17 protein-coding genes and 1 pseudogene are annotated in these 20,769 nt (G+C 56.6%); 12 read left to right on the top strand and 6 right to left on the bottom strand.

The window, feature by feature from the left end:
* Positions 1–246 precede the first annotated feature (246 nt).
* Positions 247–1,539 (bottom strand): NAD(P)/FAD-dependent oxidoreductase, encoded by a 1,293-nt coding sequence (locus CGZ80_RS21325; protein WP_094417709.1) that lies wholly within the window; start codon positions 1,537–1,539, stop codon positions 247–249.
* Between the two features lie 122 nt (positions 1,540–1,661).
* Here CGZ80_RS21325 and CGZ80_RS21320 point away from each other — a divergent pair, with 122 nt between their 5' ends.
* From CGZ80_RS21320 to CGZ80_RS21305, 4 genes are all read left to right on the top strand, one after another.
* A complete protein-coding gene (locus CGZ80_RS21320) occupies positions 1,662–2,825 on the top strand; it encodes a fatty acid desaturase family protein (RefSeq protein WP_094417708.1) in 1,164 nt (387 codons plus the stop codon).
* Positions 2,826–2,886: 61 nt separating this feature from the next.
* Positions 2,887–4,038, top strand: coding sequence for a hypothetical protein (locus CGZ80_RS21315; protein WP_143544075.1), 1,152 nt, complete (start codon positions 2,887–2,889; stop codon positions 4,036–4,038).
* Positions 4,035–4,367: a hypothetical protein gene (locus CGZ80_RS21310; protein WP_094417706.1), complete on the top strand. Its 333-nt coding sequence runs from the start codon at positions 4,035–4,037 to the stop codon at positions 4,365–4,367. Before CGZ80_RS21315 ends, CGZ80_RS21310 begins: the two co-directional genes overlap by 4 nt.
* A 48-nt stretch (positions 4,368–4,415) precedes the next feature.
* A complete protein-coding gene (locus CGZ80_RS21305) occupies positions 4,416–5,750 on the top strand; it encodes a methyltransferase RsmF C-terminal domain-like protein (RefSeq protein ID WP_094417705.1) in 1,335 nt (444 codons plus the stop codon).
* Between the two features lie 38 nt (positions 5,751–5,788).
* Here CGZ80_RS21305 and hemP read toward each other — a convergent pair whose 3' ends face one another.
* Positions 5,789–5,959: a hemin uptake protein HemP gene (hemP, locus tag CGZ80_RS21300; RefSeq protein ID WP_094417704.1), complete on the bottom strand. Its 171-nt coding sequence runs from the start codon at positions 5,957–5,959 to the stop codon at positions 5,789–5,791.
* A 196-nt stretch (positions 5,960–6,155) separates the two neighbouring features.
* On the opposite strand from hemP, the gene CGZ80_RS21295 reads away from it, so the two are divergent.
* The 4 genes from CGZ80_RS21295 to CGZ80_RS21280 all read left to right on the top strand — a co-directional run bounded on the left by CGZ80_RS21295 (position 6,156) and on the right by CGZ80_RS21280 (position 9,821).
* On the top strand, positions 6,156–6,824 hold the full coding sequence (locus CGZ80_RS21295) for a DUF3467 domain-containing protein (protein ID WP_094417703.1): 669 nt from the start codon (positions 6,156–6,158) through the stop codon (positions 6,822–6,824).
* A gap of 150 nt (positions 6,825–6,974) precedes the next feature.
* Positions 6,975–7,631 carry a Maf family protein gene (locus CGZ80_RS21290; protein ID WP_094417749.1) on the top strand — a complete coding sequence of 219 codons (657 nt, stop codon included), beginning with the start codon at positions 6,975–6,977 and terminating at the stop codon, positions 7,629–7,631.
* Between the two features lie 66 nt (positions 7,632–7,697).
* A complete protein-coding gene (locus CGZ80_RS21285; RefSeq protein ID WP_233148571.1) occupies positions 7,698–8,744 on the top strand; it encodes a DUF1573 domain-containing protein in 1,047 nt (348 codons plus the stop codon).
* Positions 8,745–8,936: 192 nt separating this feature from the next.
* Positions 8,937–9,821 carry an endonuclease/exonuclease/phosphatase family protein gene (locus CGZ80_RS21280; protein WP_094417702.1) on the top strand — a complete coding sequence of 295 codons (885 nt, stop codon included), beginning with the start codon at positions 8,937–8,939 and terminating at the stop codon, positions 9,819–9,821.
* A gap of 133 nt (positions 9,822–9,954) precedes the next feature.
* Here the strand turns inward: CGZ80_RS21280 and CGZ80_RS21270 are convergent, their stop codons facing one another.
* Both CGZ80_RS21270 and CGZ80_RS21265 read right to left on the bottom strand, forming a co-directional pair.
* Positions 9,955–11,223 (bottom strand): methyl-accepting chemotaxis protein, encoded by a 1,269-nt coding sequence (locus CGZ80_RS21270; RefSeq protein WP_094417700.1) that lies wholly within the window; start codon positions 11,221–11,223, stop codon positions 9,955–9,957.
* Positions 11,224–11,237: 14 nt separating this feature from the next.
* A complete protein-coding gene (locus CGZ80_RS21265) occupies positions 11,238–11,762 on the bottom strand; it encodes a PAS domain-containing protein (RefSeq protein WP_198953755.1) in 525 nt (174 codons plus the stop codon).
* A 478-nt stretch (positions 11,763–12,240) separates the two neighbouring features.
* Between CGZ80_RS21265 and CGZ80_RS21260 the strand changes: the two genes are divergently transcribed.
* Both CGZ80_RS21260 and CGZ80_RS21255 read left to right on the top strand, forming a co-directional pair.
* The gene (locus CGZ80_RS21260) at positions 12,241–13,611 is read left to right on the top strand and encodes a purple acid phosphatase family protein (protein ID WP_233148570.1); all 1,371 of its coding nucleotides are present in this window, start codon (positions 12,241–12,243) and stop codon (positions 13,609–13,611) included.
* Positions 13,612–13,846: 235 nt separating this feature from the next.
* The gene (locus tag CGZ80_RS21255; RefSeq protein ID WP_094417699.1) at positions 13,847–15,103 is read left to right on the top strand and encodes a hypothetical protein; all 1,257 of its coding nucleotides are present in this window, start codon (positions 13,847–13,849) and stop codon (positions 15,101–15,103) included.
* Between the two features lie 24 nt (positions 15,104–15,127).
* Here the strand turns inward: CGZ80_RS21255 and CGZ80_RS29060 are convergent, their stop codons facing one another.
* Positions 15,128–16,399: a hypothetical protein gene (locus tag CGZ80_RS29060; RefSeq protein WP_094417698.1), complete on the bottom strand. Its 1,272-nt coding sequence runs from the start codon at positions 16,397–16,399 to the stop codon at positions 15,128–15,130.
* A gap of 408 nt (positions 16,400–16,807) precedes the next feature.
* Here CGZ80_RS29060 and acnA point away from each other — a divergent pair, with 408 nt between their 5' ends.
* Together acnA and CGZ80_RS21240 are read left to right on the top strand one after the other, a co-directional pair.
* Positions 16,808–19,516: an aconitate hydratase AcnA gene (acnA, locus tag CGZ80_RS21245; protein WP_094417697.1), complete on the top strand. Its 2,709-nt coding sequence runs from the start codon at positions 16,808–16,810 to the stop codon at positions 19,514–19,516.
* A gap of 54 nt (positions 19,517–19,570) precedes the next feature.
* The gene (locus tag CGZ80_RS21240; protein ID WP_094417696.1) at positions 19,571–19,909 is read left to right on the top strand and encodes a scaffolding protein; all 339 of its coding nucleotides are present in this window, start codon (positions 19,571–19,573) and stop codon (positions 19,907–19,909) included.
* A gap of 723 nt (positions 19,910–20,632) precedes the next feature.
* On the opposite strand, the pseudogene CGZ80_RS28800 reads toward CGZ80_RS21240, so the two are convergent.
* A pseudogene (locus CGZ80_RS28800) lies at positions 20,633–20,769 on the bottom strand (histidinol-phosphate transaminase); the annotation flags it as partial.

Below are 20,769 nucleotides of genomic sequence, written 5' to 3'. Positions count from 1 at the left end.
GCTGAAGTCGCAGCAGAACCTGCCGTGTCATCCTTCCGGGTCGGCACACGATCCATCGGACAATGAATGCGAACCGACACAAGCTGTCAGGTCCACAGGTGGGTTACTGACAACCCTCCCGAGACGTCAGAACCGCGCCAATTGACATTAACTGCACACTGCACCCCTAGGGGGGCTAGTTAAATCAGGCAGAACGGCGAATCAAGAGTCAGTTTGTCGGATGCGGAAAGAAATCGCCGGGCGGCCTTATTCTGCTGCGGCAATCCCCGCTGCTCGGCCCGTACTGAACGCCGCCTGAAAGTTGTAACCACCAATCCAGCCATCCAGATCCAACAGCTCTCCGGCGAGATAAAGCCCCGGGTGAAGCCGACTTTCCATCGTCCGCGAGTCGATGTCTTTCAACGAAACGCCTCCCGCGGTCACCTCCGCTTTCTCAAATCCCCGCGTGCCAACGACGGGCATGGGAGACCGCTTGATCGCATCGACAAGTTGACGCAGCGAGTCCTTGGGAAGCTGCGACAAAGTGACCTCTGCGCGGCTGATCATCGCCAAGCTTTCTGCGACCCGACTAGGCAGCCAATCGCCGAGCACGTTAACGACCGTGCGTTTTCCGGCAGCCCCACCGCGCTGTTGCAACACCTCCGTCAGCGTTTTTTCATCAACCTCGGGAAGCAAGTCGGCGACCAGTACACGACTTTCGAAAGAATCCGCTTGGGTAATGACACCACTGACATCCATCGCGGCCGGACCTGAAAACCCGAAGTGCGTGAACAGCCAACTGCTGCGTCGCACCGAAAGCGGTTTGAGCTTTTTCCCCGACTTGGTCTTCCAGTCGTCGCGGTCATAGACGCTGGCGGTCACGTCGGGCAAGGTGATGCCGGACAAGTCGTTCATCCAACGCTCTCCGCCGACGAGCGGGACCAACGCCGGACGGGTTCGCACAATCGTGTGACCGAGTTGATGCATCCAGGGATAGCCGTCTCCCGTCGTCCCACACTTCGGCCAACTCTTTCCGCCTGAGGTGACGATCACACGATCGCAATGCAAAGGCCCGTCGGATGTCTGGACCAACCAGCCATGCTCGCCATCGCGCGTGACACCAGTCACCGCGACCCCCAGTCGCAAACGCACGCCCGCATCCAGAGCACGACGCTGCAGCGCGTCACGAACATGAATCGCCCGGTCGGATTTCGGAAAAACCTTGCCAGTCGATTCGACTTTCGTCGCGACTCCCAATCCGTTGAACATCTCCACCACCTCCGAAGGCGGAAACGCCCCCACGGCCTTCTGGAGGAAACGGCCTGACTTTCCAAAGGCCGCGCAGATGCCCTTCGCGTCCGTGTCTTGCGTGATATTGCAGCGTGTCCCGCCGCTCATCAGGATCTTCACCCCGGTCTTTCGATTCTTCTCAAGCAACTCGACACGCGCGCCGCGAAGTGCCGCCTCGCATGCGGCGACCATACCGGCGGCGCCAGCGCCTACCACCACGACGTGCCGTGCCCGATTGTCACAATCGGACTGATGTGAAGATTTTCCCATTAGGCGGGATTTTCCGAGCAAGGTCTTTTAAACTGTACGGTTTATTCGGTGGTCTAATCATCATCACCGAACCGATGCGACGATGAAGACAACCAAGATACACTCCAGCGCATAAAAGAACGATGTCTGTTGATCCAGCTGCCAAACTTGGGCGAGCAATCGGGCCGGCACAAGAACTTGACCGGTGTGATGTTGGCCAACAATCGAGCCAGTTTTCCTTCGCCGAAGCCAGGGCGTTGATCGGTGACCTGACGCAACCGAATCCGAGGATTTACTGGACCGACTTCCTCGCTTCAATCATCGTTGGATTCACTGCGTTCCATATCATGCTCTACGCGCCGCAGATCTACGGGTTTGAACCCTGGGTGATCGCCGCGACTGCCGTCTCGTACGTCGTCACGATTCTGCTCTTCATGCGATCGGTGATGTTCATCCACGAGTTGGTGCACTTGCCCAAACAAGGCTTTCAGGCATTCCGCATCGTTTGGAACGCACTTTGTGGCATCCCGCTTTTCGTGCCATCGTTCTTGTACTATCCCCACGTCGATCACCACCGCCGCAAACACTACGGTACCGATCATGATGGCGAATACCTTGCCCTCAGTCACCATAGCCGTTGGTGGATCGTCGGGTTTATCTTGCAAGCGGCGATCATCCCGGTGCTCGGGTTGATGCGTTTCGTGGTGCTCAGCCCGATCTGCTGGGTGTTCCCGTCACTGCGATCGAAAGTCCACCGCCACGCTTCGACGATGGTCGTTGACCCATTTTACGAGCGTACCGACGCATCCAAAAAAGTCATGCGGATTGTGTTGCTGCAAGAATTCTTTTGCTTCCTTGTTGGCGTGTGGATCATCTGCGGTCACAAGATCATCTTCGGCACATGGACCAACCCCCTGTGGATCGTTGCCTATGCGGTCGCGATCGGCTTGCTGACCTTGAATGAAGTCCGTACCCTCGGCGCGCACCGCTGGACCGGTGATGGCGGCGAGATGACCTTCGAAGAGCAACTGCTCGACTCGGTCAACTATCCGCACCACCCCTGGATCAGCGAACTGTGGGGACCGGTAGGAACTCGGTATCACGCGCTGCACCATTTGTTTCCAAGATTGCCGTACCACAATCTCGGTAAAGCTCACCGCCGACTGATGGAAGGTTTGCCCGCCGATTCGCCCTACCGAAAAACGGTCGCGCCGAACCTGTTCAGTGAAATCGCCGCGCTCTGGCGCCGAGCCGGAAACCGCAATCAAAAGCCCGCCCAAACAGAAGCCACCCGAATCGCGGCCTGATTGAGATCGTCTTGGGAGCGGAGCAAAATAGCGGCGGTGGCGTCCAACATCGTTGCCCAGGTTGCGTTTCCAAGTCGCGGTGGGCGATACTGGCGCCAGCGATTTCAGCGGAAGTCGCCAGTTGTTGTCCAAGGCAAGCGGAAAGGGATGCGGTTTGAAAGACGAGGGTTTAGACGAGGGTACCGTCCACGCCGGATATGAATTCGAAGGCGGTATGTTCAATCGTGTGCGAGGCTGGGTCGACCTCGCCCCTTGGTTGCGACTGTTTCGCGTGCTCCGGTTACTTGCTTCACCGAGTTACCTCGCCTGCTCCATCGTAGCGGTCATCGCGAGCAGCCTCGTCTTGAATGCATTCCAGATCTTTCCGTTGCTGAAAGCTGATCTGTTTGGCCCAAGCTTTAGCCTGGAAATCGCAACATCGCCTTCATCGCCGCTTGCGATATCGCCCGGCCAAACTCACTTGCTTTCGATTGCCGGATTAGCAACCTGTTTGGTAGCCATCTGGGCCCCCACCATTCAGTGCCTCGCGCGAGCGGGAGCGTCGCTGTCAGCCGATCGTGGACTGCCGCCGCTGGTGCCGACAATCAAGCTCGTTCTGCGCCGGTTGCTTTCGTCCTATTTGATTCCCATCATCCTGTGCTTCGCAATCGCGGTGATGTTGCTAGGCCTGTACCTGATCAGCTTGCCGGCATCATTCATGGATCATCACTGGCTGACCACCGCGACCGGCTGGCTGGTGGGCGTCGTCGGCGTACCGATCGGGGTTGCAGCAGCGGGTGCGGTCGTCGCCACTCCACTGGGCTGGTGCGCCATGGTGTGTGAACCCGATCCGGATCCTATTGATTCGATCAGCCGGGGTTACGAATCACTTTTTCGTCGACCACTTCATCTGCTGTGGTACACCCTGATCGTCAGTCTGCTGCTGCATATCGCACGACAGGCGAGCGATTACATCACGGTGTTCTCGCATGCCGCTTGGAGCTGGATTGCAGTTCGCATGCCTTCACCAATCGACTTTGCCGCGGCCGCTTCACAATCAACCAGCTTGCTGTTGACCGCTTGGTTTTTGCTACTCGCCTGCGGGTTGCTCGGGGGCGTCTACCTTCTGTTGCGTCGTGACACCGGAGGACAAGACGTCGAGGACTTTTGGAAACCCGCGGAACCAGATCGACAACCGCTCCCTGAATTGCCACCCCAAGCGTACGAATCATGAACGAGCATGACCCAACGCATTCAACGCCGAACGTTCCATCCGGCAAGCGGCCAATCAATCGGCAGCGATTCCAGATCAGTCTGTCACTGATGCTGTTGCTGATGGTGGTGTTCGCGTTTATGTCCGCCGCGCTGTTTTATGCTTCACGGGTCCCCATGATTCGCGAAGAGATCAGTGTGCTGCTGTATGGGAAAACGTCCGATGGTGGTGAGGACGCTGGCCGTCTGGCACACCGCGCTTTCATCATGTTTACCTTCACGTCGCCGTTGTTGCTCGCCGGTACGCTTTCATTGATCATGGGCGTGCTTCAAAAAATGGGTCGTCGCTAGAACGACTCTCAATCGACTCCACACCCGCCTACTCGAGTCTCCTTCAACGTGCCGTCTCAAGATTTCGCTGAATCATTGCTACATGGCCTCGGACGACAGGCTGCCTCGGTTGAGTCGGTGGATGAGTTTGCCCAAAGCATGCTGACCAAACATCCCAGCGCCCTGCGGATGCGCTGGGGCCTGTCCCAAGATGATGTCGATTTTCCGCTGCGACCGATCGCGTGGTACCGACAAGGTTACGAGTCCACCGATCCCTCGATTCGCCCAAGTCGGCAATTGAGCTATGCCGCTGGCGACTACTATCTGCAAGACGCCGGCTCGATGCTGGCGATGGCAGCTTGCGAGACGGACCAAGCGTTGCCAGAGGGCGAAGCGCCGCTGATCTGTGACCTGTGTGCCTCACCCGGTGGCAAGGCGACAGCATTGTTGGAAAATCTAGGTGGCGGGTTCTTGCTTGCGAACGAGCCGATTCGATCGCGGTTAGCGCCACTCGCGTTCAACTTGGCCCGCACAGGGATCCCACGCTATGCAATCAGCGCGATGGACCCCAGCGATCTGGCAGACCAATTGGGAGGCGTCTTTGACCGTGTCGTTGTTGATGCACCATGCAGCGGGCAAGCACTGCTCGGCCGCGGCAAGCAATCACTTGCCGCTTTAACGCAAACGCAGATCGAACATAGCGCCGCCAGAGCACAACGAATTCTTGCTGCTGCCGTCAAGTTGCTGCGCCCGGGCGGAAAACTTGTCTTCAGTACCTGCACCTTTGCCGAGCAAGAAAACGAAAACCAAGTCGACTGGATGATCGACCACTGTGGAATGCTGGCCGCTCCCATTGATCGGTTGCTACCGTATGAAAGCCACCATGATTCGAAGTGCGCTTATCGTCTTTGGCCGCATCGCCACCAATGCGCCGGCAGCTTCGCGGCATCTCTGATCGCCGGCTTTGACGTCGCCAGTGAAGGCGTCTTTCGAGAACGCAAAAAGAAACGGAAAGGCAAACCGTCGGCGACGATCCCCGATGCAGTCGCGGAAATCGTTGACCCCGCGAGTGTCAGGCTAAAGGAATCCGAGGTCATTCTATGGGGCTGGCCGGTCGACGCACCCGCGTGGGTCGAATCGGTTGCCGAGAGTGGGCCCGAACTGGCCTACCGAACCGGACAGACATGGAAACCGTCGCACCATCTCGCTCGGCGACGTGACCTAGACCACCAAGCCGTCTTTGACGTAGATGCCGACATCGCGGCAAAGTATTTGGCCGGGGAAGCAATTGCCTGCGATCAAAAAGGCTGGCTTGTCGTTCGCCACGGCAACCGCGGGCTTGGTTGGATCAAGGCGTCAGGTGGGACGGGGAAAAATCACTTGCCGGTTTCCGCACGCAGCTAGTCGGCTCGCCAGCCCCCGCTCCAAAATCCAGGTTGCTGCTACTTGGTCAGAATCAGCTTGCCTTGGCGAGTTTTACGCAGCCGGTAGATCTGCCCCGAAAACTCGATCCAGATCTCTTCACCGCAGCGGGCAAGCTCCTCGAACCGAACGATCTTTGGAAGCTCGATCGGTGGTGTCGCGGCATGCGACTGTTCGGGTTCTTCTGGCATCGGTCCGGCGGCTGCGGAATGGTTTGGAACGGCAAATGATAACGGATACCTACCAACTTAGCCTTAATGAAAACAGTTCTCAATAGCAACAACGTTTAGAGAAGGTCACCTTTCGGGCAATTGTGCACATCCATAGACTGTACGGAGCGATGCACCGACAATCGACCAGCCTCCGACCCGCGGTTTGCCAAACGACATGTCCGACGACCAAGCACCCGATCTAGGACCTCAAGAGCCCGGAAACACGCAGAACCCGCCCTTGCGGGCCCGCGTTCCCGATCATGTCGCCGGCGGAACGTTCAGCACCGGCGCGATCGTGATGACTGGGCCGACGGAGTTCATTGTCGACTTTTTGCAAACGATCGGTCGGCCACACAAAGTCGCCGCGCGTGTGGTCATCCCCCACCCGGTGATGCCGCAGTTCATTGATGCTTTGCAAACCAATCTCGAGCTGTACAGCAATCGCTTCGGCGATCCCGTTGTCCCGCACCCCCAGCCTCAGAATCCAGACGCGCGTCGTCCGACACCTCAGGAAATCTATGACGACCTGAAACTCCCCGATGAGGTGCTTAGCGGAACCTATGCCAACGGGGTGATGATTGGACATGGGGCGACTGAATTCGGTTTGGATTTCCTGACCAGTTTCTTCCCGCAGTCCGCCGTCTGCGCACGGATCTTCGTCGCATCGGGCCAGGTTCCACGATTGTTGGAATCACTCAGGGGCGCGGTTCGACAACTGGAACAACGCCGCGCCGCACCACCTGAAGATGGCGGATTGCCTCCCGGTTCAAATCACGGCCCCAATGACCCGCCACCACCGCCGGCGGGGGACTCGTCAATCGACCCGCCAAGTCCGGAATCCTGATCCCGCTTCACTGATCAGGCGATTTTGCGTTGGACGCTTGAGTCTCAATCGAGGGAATTGGTCGGCGGGATTGACAGCAACCAACGATAAACACGTCCAACGAACGTCACCCTCACAATTCCTATGGCGATCTCCGAACACCTTCCATTGATGAATGCACTTCCCCAAGCCGCCATCCCTGGCGATTTGCCATTGGTCCTGGCAAGCGGTTCACCAAGACGTTCTCAGTTGCTCAAAGCTGCGGGGTATTCATTCACCGTCGATCCAGCCGGTGCCGATGCGGAATGTGGGATGTGCAGTCGGGAAACGGCCCCCGAATTGGTCGCCCGCTACGCGTTCCGCAAAGCTCAAGACGTCCTGTCCCGCCACCAGTCCGCGCTGATCCTGGCCGCCGACACCGTCGCATCAGTTGGTGGACAAATCCTGGGAAAGCCACATGACGACCGCCATGCGGCGGAAATGCTGCGAACGCTAAGTGGCCGAAAACACGATGTTTACACGGGCGTTTGCTTGTGGCGTTCCAGTGACAGCAAATGCGTCGTCGACGTCGTGCGAACCGAATTGGTGATGGAACAACTGTCTGACGCAATGATCGCGGACTACCTCAAGACCATGCTCTGGGAAGGTAAAGCGGGCGCGTTCGGATACCAAGACGGAAATGATTGGATTCGCATCGTTGATAACGGCAGCGAAAGCAACGTCGTCGGTTTACCAATGGAACGACTAAAAGAATTGTTGGAAACGTTCGACGAAATAGCCGAAACAATCGATACAGTAGGCCCGGATGCGCCTACTTCAAATCAGTGAACTCTGATAAAGTTTGCGGGCAATTCGTTTGAATTGCACACGACTCGAAACGATTGGTGCGAATCGATGCCTCAACGCCTGTCTCCATCCCACCTTCGGCGTAACGTCTTGCGACTCAGTAGCGGCGCTCTGTTGGCCATTGCCGCGCTGCTTGCTTCACTAAGCTTCTCCGCAGTTGCTTCGGCACAGCAAGCCAACTGGGCCGAGAAGATGTTCAAAACCACCGAACACGATTTCCGAGCGGTCGGTCGTGGAGCCAAATGTGAGTATCACTTTGACTTCACCAACCTGTACCAAGAAGACGTACACGTTGCCGCGGTACGGTCGAGCTGCGGATGCACCACACCGACCGTATCGAAAGACACGCTGAAAACGCACGAGACTGCGGCGATTATCGCCAAGTTCAACACCGACTCGTTCATCGGTCAAAAGTCAGCAACCGTGACCATCGTCTTTGACAAGCCGTATTACGCCGAAGTCCGCTTGAAGGTCGAAGGCTACATTCGCACGGACATCTCTTTTGAACCCGCTGAAGTCGCATTCGGCGAACTTGGGTCCGGCGAAGAATCGGAACAAGACATCACCGTGACGCACACCGGCAACAGCAATTGGCAAATCACCGATGTCCGCAGCCACTGCGAACACCTGCAAGTCAAACTCAGCCCTCCGCAGCAATCGCCCGGCATGGTCCGCTATCGCATGCGGGTCAAGGTTCTGCCGACGATGCCAGAAGGCGACGTCCGCGAGCGGCTGACCTTAATCAGCAATGACACGCGTTTCCCGACAACCGAAATGTCAGTCAACGGGCGTATTCGTCCGAGCTTGAGTGTGTCGCCGGCAGCGGTCAACCTGGGAACCGCGAAACCAGGCGAAGTCGTTGAGAAGCGACTCGTCGTTCGAGGTGAAGAGCCGTTTTCGATCACCGAAGTGGTCTGTGCAGACAGCCGGTTCGAGTTCGACGCCCCAGAAGGCGAAAAGAAACTTCACTTCGTCACGATGCGATTCACGGCCGGTGATAGCGCGGACCAAGTTGGACAAGAAATTCGGATCGAGACCAATCTCAAAGGTGGCCGGAGCGTCAAATGCGTCGCCACGGGTAGCGTGGAAGGCTAACCCCCGTCCTTTGCAAACTTACAGAAACGCCACGCGGTCGCAGTGGCGTTTTTTTGTGCGCGTTCAACCGAATCGTAGCCGCGTTTTATGGGCACCATTTCCCGATCGCACCATTTACCCGCACATCTGCTGATTGATCTACGTCATATTGTCTAAACGATTCAACGTTCACCAACAGGTTCCAGATTCTTCATGGTGCACTGGCAGCGGACAATCGCAAGTCACCTCAACGTAAAACTCGGTGCCTACTTTTGGTTGGCATTTGCGTTCACATTTGCCCCAAACACTTCGGCGGACTCGATCCGGATCGCAACGTACAACCTCAATTGGGCCAATCGGCGCGGGGATCAAGTGCTTGATGCGATCCGTGTGACATCCCCGGACGTAATCTGTTTTCAAGAGACCACACCCCAGTCAGAAACCTTTTTGCAGAAGCAGCTTGGAGACAGGTATCCACACTTTCATTCCGTAGGGCACAACGGTCAGTATCCGGCGGAACGGTTCTCATTCGCTTCACGATTCGAACTGTCAGACCTCGCTTTCACTCCTCCCACAGCCGACTTTTTCGGTTTCTATTCAGCGACTGTAGAACTTCCTGAAGATCGCATTCGACTCATCAATGTGCATTTGTCGCCATTCGTTATCCATCGCGACGTTAGCCTTGTTGACGCGATGGCCAGCGTTTCAGCGACAGAACGCAACCATGCGATAGAAGTAACAGCAATTGCCAAAGCCATTCCGAAGGATTTGCCCACAGTCATTGCGGGGGACTTCAATAGCTTGTCGACGTTCTGTGCGCCGAAGCGTTTGCGAGAACTCGGGCTGACCGATGCGTTCGCGTCAATCAACGAGGATGCTGATACGCACCCAACCTGGTCTTGGCCGACCCGGCCAGTGCCACTCGCCCTACGAATTGACTACATCTTTCACACGCCACATTTCCGAACGACGCATTCATCGATCGAAAAACGTGATGGCTCGGACCACTCGCTGGTGGTTGCAACACTTGAGATAAACACAGCTTCTCAATCATCACCGAAGGTGCAGAGCGAGATTGGCGAAGTACGTCGAGACTGACGGCACGAGTCGGTCGCCCCCTGTTGATTTTTGCGCGTCGCTTTTCGCTTCGCGATCGTAGCGAACTTTACCGCTGCTTTTGCCGAGCGACAGCCGACGTTGCGAAAGAACGAATCTGAATTGCAACGCGCCGTTAGGCATCCATTCGAATCTGAGCGAGCAAAGCTTCCACACCGTCGGAAAGCGCCTCGCTCTGGCGTTCCAATTCAATCGACGCGCCTTGTAGTTTTTCCGTTGAAACGTCGGTCTGCGTGGCAGCTCCCGAGACCCCAACGATATTGATGTTTACCGATTCGGTCTGTTTCATTGCCTGCGCGACATGACTCTGGATTTCCTCGGTCGCAAGTTTTTGCCCGTAAATCAGCTCACTGACTGAATCACTAGTGCGACTTAGCTCTTTGATCTCGTCGCCGAAACGCCCGATCGACTTCACCGCGTTTTCGGCGCTCGATTGGACAAGCTGGATTTCTTCTTTGACGTGTTGTGTTGCCGTTTTGGTCCGTTCGGCAAGGTTACGGACTTCACTTGCAACGACGGCAAAACCGGCGCCGGCTGTGCCAGACCGCGCCGCTTCGATTGCCGCGTTGAATGACAACAAGTGCGTCAATCGCGCGACCTCCTCGATGGTTTCGACAACGTTATCGATGCTCGCTGACGAACGACCGAGTTCTTGCATCACTGACATCGCGTTGGCGACTTCTTCTACCACACGTTTAACGCGATCCGAAGTCTCTTGCATTTTCTTGTCGGTCTCGATCATCGAGGCCCGCATCTGCTCGGCCGCGTTGGTGACTTCACGAACGTTTTCCACGGTTTGCTGCGATGTCTCCAAAGCATTCTTGGACCGCTGCGATGTTTGCTTCGCCGTATCGGAAAGCTCACTCGAAACGCGATGCAATTCATGCGTCGCTTCCAATAGCGAATCAGTAACACCCTTGACGGTGACTTCGAAAGAATCGGCCATCGCCAGTCGCTGAGACTTCGCCAGTTCGATCTCGTCTGACTTCGCCTTCATCTGTTCTGAAGCGACGTTGATCAATTCAGATGCTTGACGAAACGTCCCGTTCATCCCGCCCAGAAGTACTCGGCGGAAGTACTTTCCTTCGGCAGCATAGCTCAGCGCCGCTTTCGCCTCGCGAATAAACGACTCGGTGTAATCGAGCAACGAATTGATGCCGTGATGAACCGCAGCAAGTTCTGGATCATCATCGGTCAATTGATCGAACCCCAGGATTCGCACTTCGAGATCACCTTTGGACGCCCGCGTACAGACCTTGGCAACCTCGCTAAAAAAACGGTGTTTGTCCGCGTCGCGATCGGCGCCCGAATCAGAGACACTGGTGGTTGATACCGCTGGCAATTCTGGCTTGGCGTTCGGTGTTGCTAACGTTGCGTGCGTCACGTTCAAATCGGGAGCTAGAGAGAGAAAACGAATTCGTCATATTGCATGCCAGCTTCATCAAGGTGCTGCAAAAGCATCTCCGTTGAAGCGACCATTCCCTGTCGCCAATCTGCGTGTTTTCCTTCACACTCCAACAATGCCTTGTAGATCGGCACCACTTTGGCGACTTTTTTAGGGTCAGGCTTACGTCGGCTGGAGTGGTAGCTGATGATCTTTCCGCTGTTGTCAAAGCTAGGCGTGACGTGAGCGAGTACCCAATAATGGTCGCCGTTTTTGCAAAGGTTGATCACGTACGCAAAGATCTCGTTGCCTTGGCTGATGACATCCCAAAGCAGTTTGAACACACATCGCGGCATCTCCGGATGGCGGATTATGTTGTGCGGACGCCCAAGAAGCTCTGCCTCCTTAAAACCTGACACCCGTGTGAAGACGTGGTTGGCGTAGGTAATGATTCCTTTCAGGTCCGTCTTGCTGACGATGATTTCAGATTCGGCAAAGGTTCGCTCGTACCCAGTCGGGCGGATTTTGGTTTGCATCATGGCGTGGCGCTCGACCTTGAGAATGTAGCCCTATCTGGCAACGGACCTCGAAAAAAATACCAGCGTGCATCTTCGCACAGTCTGTTTAGAAACGTCGCCTCCAAGCATTCGTGCGAGTCGCTGACGACTCGTTGGGAGCATTCCACAGAGTTATCAGCGGGAAACGATCTACGGATCAGATGACGGGTAGACCCCGTCATCTGGCTGACGCCCGTGACGATTAAGCGACTCGAACGGATGACGACACAACACGGTGTTTGCCAGATGGCCTCGTCGAGCGATAAACGCTAGATTCCTGGCCAATCGAGATCCTGAGACGGACAAATCGATCGTTCGAAATGTGGCACCAATCCTCTTGCAAAGTGTGCGATAGTGGCCATCCTTGACGGCCATTCGTCGTACTTCGCGTGTCGTTCTGTCCGCTGCGTTGTTTCTGCGACGAATTACTCCACCGCACTGATTCCAACAAACTTTAATCGTGAACCATCTCTGCACGCCCCAAACTACCCACACCGGTTTTCACCTCACCGGTCGCCTGGTTCTGTCCTTTTTGTTTGTTACAGCCTTCGCATCGGGCGACTGCCAAGCGCATGAAGGTGGCGACCATCATCATGCCAAGCCTCCACGCCCGGCAGAAGTCTATCGCCCGACGGCCATTCCCGATCGTGTCGTCTTGACGTGGACCGGCGATCCGGCCACGACACAAGCGGTGACGTGGCGGACGTCAACCGATGTAAAAGGCGCGGTCGCAGAGATCGCGGTTGCGTCGGCCAATCCGAAATTCACCAAGGCGGCCTCGTCGGTTTCGGCGACGTCCGAAAACTTGGTCAGCGACCTTGGGGAAGCGTCTTTTCACACGGTCAACTTCACAGATTTGTCGCCTGAGACCAAATACGCATACCGAGTTGGCGATGGCGAAACATGGAGCGAGTGGTTTCACTTCACCACCGCGAGTTCGGAAGCCAAGCCGTTTTCGTTTATCTACTTCGGTGATGCCCAAAACGACTTGCGTTCAATGTGGTCGCGTGTGATCCGCGAAGCTCATTCCGACGCGCCCAAGGCAGCGTTCTTTTTGCATGCCGGAGACCTCGTGAACCAAGCCGAATCGGATGCCGAATGGGGCGAGTGGTTTTACGCAGGCGGCTTTCTGAACGGAATGATCGCCAGTGTTCCTGTCCCGGGAAATCACGAGCAGGCCAAAAACGAAGACGGCACTCGACGTCTATCACACCATTGGCGCCCGACTTTTGCGTTGCCGACGAATGGTCCCGAAGGCCTGGAAGAATCTTGCTTCACGTTCGTTTACCAAGGTGTCCGCATCATCGGTATGAACAGCAACACGATGTTGGACGAACAGGCAAAGTGGCTTGAAGAAGTCCTCGCTGCCAATCAATGTCACTGGACAATCTGCACGTTCCACCACCCGGTGTTTTCAACCGGCGAAGGCCGCGACAACGAAGAACTGCGTGTGCGTTGGAAACCGATCCTTGATCGCTACCGCGTCGACATCGTTTTGCAGGGTCACGACCACACCTACGGGCGTACTGGTCTGGAAACCCCAACCGAGGCAAACGTCCCGGTCGGCGTGAACCAACGCGACAATCAAACAGGAACCGTCTACGTCGTCTCCGTCAGCGGCCCCAAAATGTACGACCTACAGCGCCAGGAATTCATGGTGCGTCAGACATCCGATACACAGCTTTATCAGATCATTAAGATTGATGGCGACCAGCTAACCTATGAAGCTCGGACGGCGGTTGGAGACGTGTTCGATTCGTTCACGCTGAAAAAACAGCCTGGGAAAATCAACCAGCTTCTCGAAACCTTGCCGGTTGGTGACGGGCAATAGCAACGTCCACCTTGCGTTCGAAAGGACGACGTTCAGCGGACAGAGACACCGGAGTTTGCGAAATTGCGGTGCTCCCCCGATTTCCTTGAGAGTTTTTCAGGGGGAGGACCGTATAATTTCGCGGGCATTTCATCCGGCGCGAAGCGACAAGTTTCCGTCAGTTGATCTTCTGCTCACGACACGTCTGCTTTCGCTCGGTCCCTGAAACCTCAGACGAATTGCCTCTCGCAACACGATGCAAGCTTACGATCTCGATTCGCAGAATCCGGAAGGCCCACTCCGCTACCCGCCGCCGGAGAATTGGTCGATTCCAGTCGGGCGAATCGCCGGTATCGCGATCTATGTGAGCTATTCGGTTTTCATCGCATTGGCGATCGTAGCCGTTTTGGTCGCGACGATCCAAAACAGGCAAGGCCAAGCCGATCTTCCTGTCGTCGCGTCGACGACCGTTGCGGTTTGGGCGACCGGATGGTTGGTGCAGTTGATCGTTTTCTTGGGCTTCCAATCAACGACCTTCGCCCACTCTGATTCGTTAACAATCGGATTGCTCGGTGCCGAAGTCGGATTTCCCTTGTCCCGACGACGCTGCTGGACCGCGGCAACCAATGTTCTGGTCGCTGGGACCTGCTTAGCCGCCCTCACCGTGTTGGGCGTCGGCTGCTTGGCGATGCACCTGTCAGCGAAGTCTCTCGATCTGGGCACTCTCGCGAATTGGACGCAAACCCTGTCAACTCCCGGTTTTGGATTTGGCACGGTCGAGAACATCTACTTGGCAGCCACTTGGATGTTCTGGTTCCAAGCGTTTTGCCAAGCGTTCCCAATGCCGCGAAATCTTGGGCGAGGCGGGCTGATCTCGCTGATGGCATTGTTCGCTGCCGAAGCTGACGAGGAATTCAAACGCAAGCTCGCCCGTCGTATGATCCAGCTCCTGTCGCTGGTCTTGATGTTGATCGCCTTGTCGATCTTGCTGGTCGAACCCACACAACAAGTTCCCCGCTGGCCCGCGATCGTCTTGCTCTCCCTGCTGCTATGGCAATCCGCGGGACGAAGCGATGTTGTCGCTTGGATTCGTTCAGTCGAGTTTGCCAAAATCGATCAGTCCGAATCCGCAGCCTTGCTGCTGGATTATCCAGCCAGCGGTTCGGGAAGCTTTGCCGCAACTCGGTCCCACGGATCGAACCTGACCGGTTCTCCGGGACTCGCAGGATCGCAGCGGGCCAAATCCCCTGGGCTTGTCAAACGTGCGACAGACTCGTTTCTTTTGTATCAGAAACGTAAGCGAGCACGGCTTGCGTTGCAGCGTGAGCGAAGCGAGGCCTTTGACATTTCGCGGCTCGACGAAGTGCTGCAAATCGTCAGCGAAAAAGGCAAAGCGGCACTCAGCTCCGAAGACTTGGCATTGCTGGAACGAGTCAGCGAGATGCTACGAAAAAACCGCCAGTCCGCTGAAGCGACTGACGGTCTTTCGAATCAAACGGATGGTCAGTCTTAACCGACCAAGTCCGGTGGGGCGCGTCTAGCGGCGCGCTCGATAGGGCGCGAGCTTTCCGCCGCCACCAAGTGGTGCCAATCGTTGCATTGGCTCTTCATGACTCACCGGTTGTAGCGCCGCCGGAGCGGACACCGGACGCAATCCACTGCCAATCGGTTGGACTTGCATCGAGCGTCGATAGGACGATGCGCGAGCACCAGCTGGCAGAATCGCAGGGTAGTTTCTGCGAAGATTGACCGAGTCCTCTTTGAACGGATCGTCCAGCCCGTTGAGTTCCTCGTCGAGGATATCAAACGGCGACTTCTCCGGTTGAGTCGGCGTCTTTGGTTGAGGCGTCGGCTTCGGAGCCTCTTCCGGCATCCCGAAGATGTCGTTCAAGCCATCGTCTTCTGGCGGCAAAGGCTGGGGGTCGTCGCCAAAGGGTGACTTTGGAGCTTCGTCGAGCGGCGAGAACGCCTCGTTTTCCGGTGGCATCGCGTCGGCGTCCGAAGGGAACAGGTCCGGCGTTGTGGGGGTCTGTTCGACAGGAGCCTGATCCATTGGTGCTGGAATTGGATCGGGTTTCGGCGCGGGTTCCGGAACCGGAGTCGGTTCGGGTATCGCAGGTGTCGTTGGTTCGACCGCTTGGGGCTTGGGCAGCGACGGCGGTGCGGTCGGCATTGGCGCCGTTTCCGCTGGCGTTTCAATAATCCGCGGCGGAGTCGATTGCATCTTGGGCACGGCCGGAAGGGACGGCGCGACTTCGTGCGATGGCGTCGACGGCACCGGCTTTGCTTGGTGCAGTGGCTTTAGCGTTCCGCCGTTGGACAACGGAAGCGTGCGGCCCGACAGCGGAGCGGGACTGACAGGAACACTGGGGAGCATTTCCACGGTATGGTGCGAGCAACCGCAGCCCGAGACACTGTGTTGGCAGTTGCACTTGGTCTTGCATTTGTCCAAACCAAGTGTTTTTTCAATGCCACCTGCGACCGCATCAAGAGTCGCAAACAGCGGATTGTGTGGCTTTCGGTGTGGCAGCCCATCGCAACCCGCCTCGTCGCAGGCTCCGGTGGTTGCAAACATGCCACAGTCGCAAAGTCCTGCGTCACAGGATGGCTGGTAGCTGTCGCAAGGCGTATCGCCCATTGCGGTTGGCATTGCAAGCCCGCCGAGGAACCCGACGGTCAGGCCCAACGTTCGCAACCAACGTCGCGTATGGCCCCAAGAAAGATCGGCGACTGGTAACGTGATCGCGCGATTCGCGACTGCTTCCTGCAGCTGAACGCGGCGCTGCGACAAGCGGGATGACTGGTACATTCGATAACCTCGAAAGAGATGATGCTTCCGCGAAGGCTTATCGACTTGTGAGAGTCGGGCTCAGCAAGAGAAACCGTACTTCCGGTACACAGCCTGTATCTTTCCTGGTTTAACAGGGCACCCCGTAACGCTGCCGTCCGCCAACACGCTGTTTTTTCGCGATGCCCAGTGTTTTGCGAATTCTGCTGCCGAAATTCAGGAGTTCGCAAAAATTCGACGCCTCGAAAAGTCACTGTCAGCCCCCCTTATCGGACGGCTATCGGTATCTCGACGAACCTTGTGTTTGGAATCACTGCTGGGGGCGACTAAACCGGCGCCAGGCGATAAACTGCGTACTTTCCGGGGCGGTTCGGTCCCGATCGAACTGCAAGCATTAACCCGCCAGATCAAGCCAGAGAGATAAACGCAGTGAGTTCTGACCCGTTTAACGTACGCGACCAATTTGAAACCGGTGATGGAAAAGCAACGATCTACCGCCTGAGCAAGTTGCAGGATGCGGGCTTAGGCGAGATTGATCGGATGCCGTTTTCGATTCGCGTTTTGCTGGAGTCGGTGCTGAGAAATTGCGACGGCTTCTCCGTCAGCGAACAAGACGTCAAGAACTTGGCCAGCTGGAATGCGGCGGACCCGGCCAAACAAGAACTGCCCTTCAAACCCTACCGCGTTGTCCTGCAAGACTTCACGGGCGTTCCTGCCGTCGTCGACTTGGCCGCGATGCGCTCGGCGATGGAACGTATCGGTGGCGATCCGAACAAAATCAATCCGCTGATTCCAGTCGATCTGGTCATCGACCACAGCGTCCAAGTCGACTTCTTTGGCAGCGGCAATGCACTGTCCAAAAACGTTGAAATCGAATTCGAACGCAACCGCGAACGTTACGAGTTCCTGAAGTGGGGCCAGCAAGCGTTTGATAACTTCGGTGTCGTTCCGCCAAACGTCGGCATCGTCCACCAAGTCAACTTGGAATACCTCGCTCGCGTTGTCGCATTGGTTGACACTCCCGATGGCCCGGTCGCTGTGCCAGATACGTTGGTCGGTACCGACAGCCACACCACAATGATCAACGGCCTGGGCGTTTTGGGCTGGGGCGTTGGCGGTATCGAAGCCGAAGCCAACATGCTCGGCCAACCGCTTTACATGTTGATGCCCGAAGTCATCGGATTCGAACTGACCGGTCAACTGCCGTCCGGTGCCACCGCGACCGACATGGTCTTGCGAGTCGTCGAGATCTTGCGTCAAGAAGGCGTGGTCGGAAAGTTCGTCGAGTTCTTTGGTGATGGCATGAACGCGATGAGCGTTGCCGACCGAGCGACGATCGCCAACATGGCACCGGAATACGGTGCGACGATGGGCTTCTTCCCCGTCGATAACTTGACCCTTGAGTACTTGCGTCAAACCGGACGCAGCAAGTCGTCGATCGAACTGGTCGAGCGTTACTGCAAAGAACAAGGCTTGTTCCGCAACGATGGCGATTCGCCATTGAACTACACCAAGACACTGTCGCTGGACCTGTCGACCGTCGTGCCAAGTATGGCGGGACCGAAGCGTCCACAAGACCGTATCGCATTGTCGGACATGAAATCTGCGTTCAACGAATCCCTGACCGCGCCGGTTGGCAAAACCGGTTTCGGTTTGGAACCTTCGGCGCTCGATCGCAAAGGTACGGTCGAAGACAACGGCCAATCGACCGAGATCACCCACGGTGCCGTCGTCATCGCCGCCATCACGTCTTGCACCAACACCAGCAACCCATCGGTCATGATCGGTGCCGGTCTGTTGGCAAAGAAAGCTGCCGAGAAAGGCTTGAAAGTCGCACCGCACGTGAAAACCAGCTTGGCACCGGGCTCGCGTGTCGTCACCGATTACTTGAACAAAGCCGGCCTGACCGACGCGCTCGACCAACTGGGCTTCAACACCGTCGGCTATGGCTGCACGACTTGCATCGGAAACAGCGGACCGTTGCCTGAACCGGTCGCCAAAGCGATCAAACAAGGTGACTTGGTCGCGTCAGCCGTGCTTAGCGGTAACCGTAACTTCGAAGGCCGCGTCAACCCGCTGACCAAAGCGAACTACCTGGCCAGTCCACCGTTGGTCGTCGCGTATGCGTTGGCCGGAACGACCGACATCGACCTCGACAGCGAGCCACTCGGACAGGGCAGCGACGGCAACGACGTATTCCTCAAAGACGTTTGGCCGACCGCTGACGAAATCCGTGAAACGATTAAAACCAGCATCGACCCGGAAATGTTCACCAAGGAGTACGGTGCGGCTGTCAAAGGCAACGAACTGTGGAACCAAATCGATGCCGCCGAAGGCGCGATTTACCCATGGAGCGAGGACAGTACCTACATCCACCACCCACCGTTCTTGGATCACGTCACCAAAGACGCCAACCCAAAGATCGCTCCGATCGAAGGCGCCCGTTGCTTGGTGTTGCTTGGCGATTCGGTCACGACCGACCACATCTCGCCCGCCGGTGCGATCGCCAGCGACGGCCCTGCCGGTAAATACCTGCAAGAATCCGGCGTCCCGGTGAAGGAATTCAATAGCTTCGGATCACGCCGCGGAAACGACCGCGTGATGGTTCGCGGCACGTTCGCCAATATCCGTATTCGCAACCAACTGGCCCAAGGCACCGAAGGCGGGTACTCGCGTTACCTGCCAACCGACGAAGTGACCAGCATTTACGAAGCGTCGATGCGGTACCAATCCGAAGGCACGCCGCTGGTCGTTTTGGCCGGTACCGAGTACGGTACGGGCAGCAGTCGTGACTGGGCAGCCAAAGGCACCATGTTGCTAGGCGTCAAAGCCGTCATCGCGGCCAGTTACGAGCGGATTCACCGCAGCAACTTGGTCGGCATGGGTGTGCTTCCGTTGGAATTCGCCGATGGCCAGACTTGGCAAAAACTTGGCTTAAACGGCGAAGAGACCTTCGACATCCCAGGGTTGTCCGAAGACCTCGAACCACGCAGCACGATCAAGGTCACAGCAACTGCCGCTGACGGCGAAGTGACCGAATTCGATTGCGTCGTACGTATCGACACCCCCGTCGAACTGCAGTACTACCGCAACGGCGGCATCCTGCCCACCGTGCTTCGTAACTTGGCCGACCTGTAAGAACTGTCGCTAGCCAAGCGATCCGAATCAAATTGGAATTGAGATAGAGAATTTATGAGTGACATTTACACCCGGTACAACGAAGTCGAAAAACTGATCGACGACGAGCAGTACGAACCAGCGATCGAAGGTCTCAAAGAGATCGTCGAGGAAGACGACACGTTCGTCCTCGGACACCTCGCGCTTTCACGCGTCTACACCAAAACCGGCCAACACGATTTGGCGATCGAGCACGGTGAAAAGGCTTGTGAACTAGAGCCGAACGATCCGTTCAACTACACCGCGATGAGCGTGACTTACCAACGCGCATGGGCTGGTACGCAAGACCAGCAATACATCGTTAAAGCCGAAGACGCCAAAGCCAAAGCGCACGACCTGCGTGCACAGGCTTAGCAACCTGTTGGTTATTGAATGTCGCCTTTCGCTCCACGAAAGAGACGTTTGTATCCGCTGAATTTGCGATGCACAGGGCTTAAAGTGTGGCCCTGAAATGCTCTCAGCCTCCGAAACGACAACGCCTTCCTCTCAGTGATTCTGGGAGGAGGGCGTTTCTTTTTGAACGATGTGACTCAGACGCCGACCGTTCAAATCGACGTCACAAGTTCAGCATCCGTGCAAGGTTCGAATAGCGAATGCAAAGCACCATGCTTAGGCAAAGCTCACAGTCACCAAGCACACCATCGTCGCCTACCCCACCGCCGAAACCAGCGCCCTCTAGCGCACTCGTGACAACGCTCCCGCCTTGTCACGCACTGCACCGCAGGCTCCCGCCAGCCCCTCCAAACCAAGCCATTGTCGCCTTTCGCTCCGCCGAAAGCAGCGTTCTGCCTGGCACAGTTCCCACCAAGCACTCGTGACAAGGCTCCCGCCTTGCCACGCACTGCACTGCAGCCTCCCGCCTGCCCAAACAAGCCCCCTGCGTTTTCCACAAACGTTTGGCCGAAGGCCTCACTCACCGTAGCCTACGGCAACGCCGTAGGACCACGGACGCCAACAATCACCATTGGCCGAAGGTCAATTTCACTCTTTGCCCGATCCAATCCCCATCAAAACCTTGTGACAAGGCTCCCGCCTTGTCACGCACTGCACCACAGGCTCCTGCCTGATCCCCCCCCACCCAAACACACCCAACACACGACTGGCTTCATTGCGGAACGACTTGGCGGTCGGATCCGGATAGCGATTCAAAGGACCAGTCGCCGCGTCTTGAATCGCCTTGATCACTGCTTCTGGCGGCGGATAAGGATTCTCGT

Origin of the sequence: Rhodopirellula sp. MGV (assembly GCF_002251265.1) — a bacterium.
Lineage (GTDB): Bacteria > Planctomycetota > Planctomycetia > Pirellulales > Pirellulaceae > Stieleria > Stieleria baltica_A.
Note: the sequence above shows the minus strand (reverse complement) of the source record. Positions and strands in the feature narration are given on the sequence as shown.

Bases quoted from the DNA above. Each gene is read 5' to 3' on its own strand.
- CGZ80_RS21325 (WP_094417709.1), bottom strand. From the start codon at position 1,539: ATGGGAAAATCTTCACATCAGTCCGATTGTGACAATCGGGCACGGCAC.
- CGZ80_RS21320 (WP_094417708.1), top strand. From the start codon at position 1,662: ATGTCTGTTGATCCAGCTGCCAAACTTGGGCGAGCAATCGGGCCGGCA.
- CGZ80_RS21310 (WP_094417706.1), top strand. From the start codon at position 4,035: ATGAACGAGCATGACCCAACGCATTCAACGCCGAACGTTCCATCCGGC.
- hemP (WP_094417704.1), bottom strand. From the start codon at position 5,959: ATGCCAGAAGAACCCGAACAGTCGCATGCCGCGACACCACCGATCGAG.
- CGZ80_RS21295 (WP_094417703.1), top strand. From the start codon at position 6,156: ATGTCCGACGACCAAGCACCCGATCTAGGACCTCAAGAGCCCGGAAAC.
- CGZ80_RS21290 (WP_094417749.1), top strand. From the start codon at position 6,975: ATGAATGCACTTCCCCAAGCCGCCATCCCTGGCGATTTGCCATTGGTC.
- CGZ80_RS21285 (WP_233148571.1), top strand. From the start codon at position 7,698: ATGCCTCAACGCCTGTCTCCATCCCACCTTCGGCGTAACGTCTTGCGA.
- CGZ80_RS21280 (WP_094417702.1), top strand. From the start codon at position 8,937: ATGGTGCACTGGCAGCGGACAATCGCAAGTCACCTCAACGTAAAACTC.
- CGZ80_RS21265 (WP_198953755.1), bottom strand. From the start codon at position 11,762: ATGATGCAAACCAAAATCCGCCCGACTGGGTACGAGCGAACCTTTGCC.
- CGZ80_RS21255 (WP_094417699.1), top strand. From the start codon at position 13,847: ATGCAAGCTTACGATCTCGATTCGCAGAATCCGGAAGGCCCACTCCGC.
- CGZ80_RS29060 (WP_094417698.1), bottom strand. From the start codon at position 16,399: ATGTACCAGTCATCCCGCTTGTCGCAGCGCCGCGTTCAGCTGCAGGAA.
- CGZ80_RS21240 (WP_094417696.1), top strand. From the start codon at position 19,571: ATGAGTGACATTTACACCCGGTACAACGAAGTCGAAAAACTGATCGAC.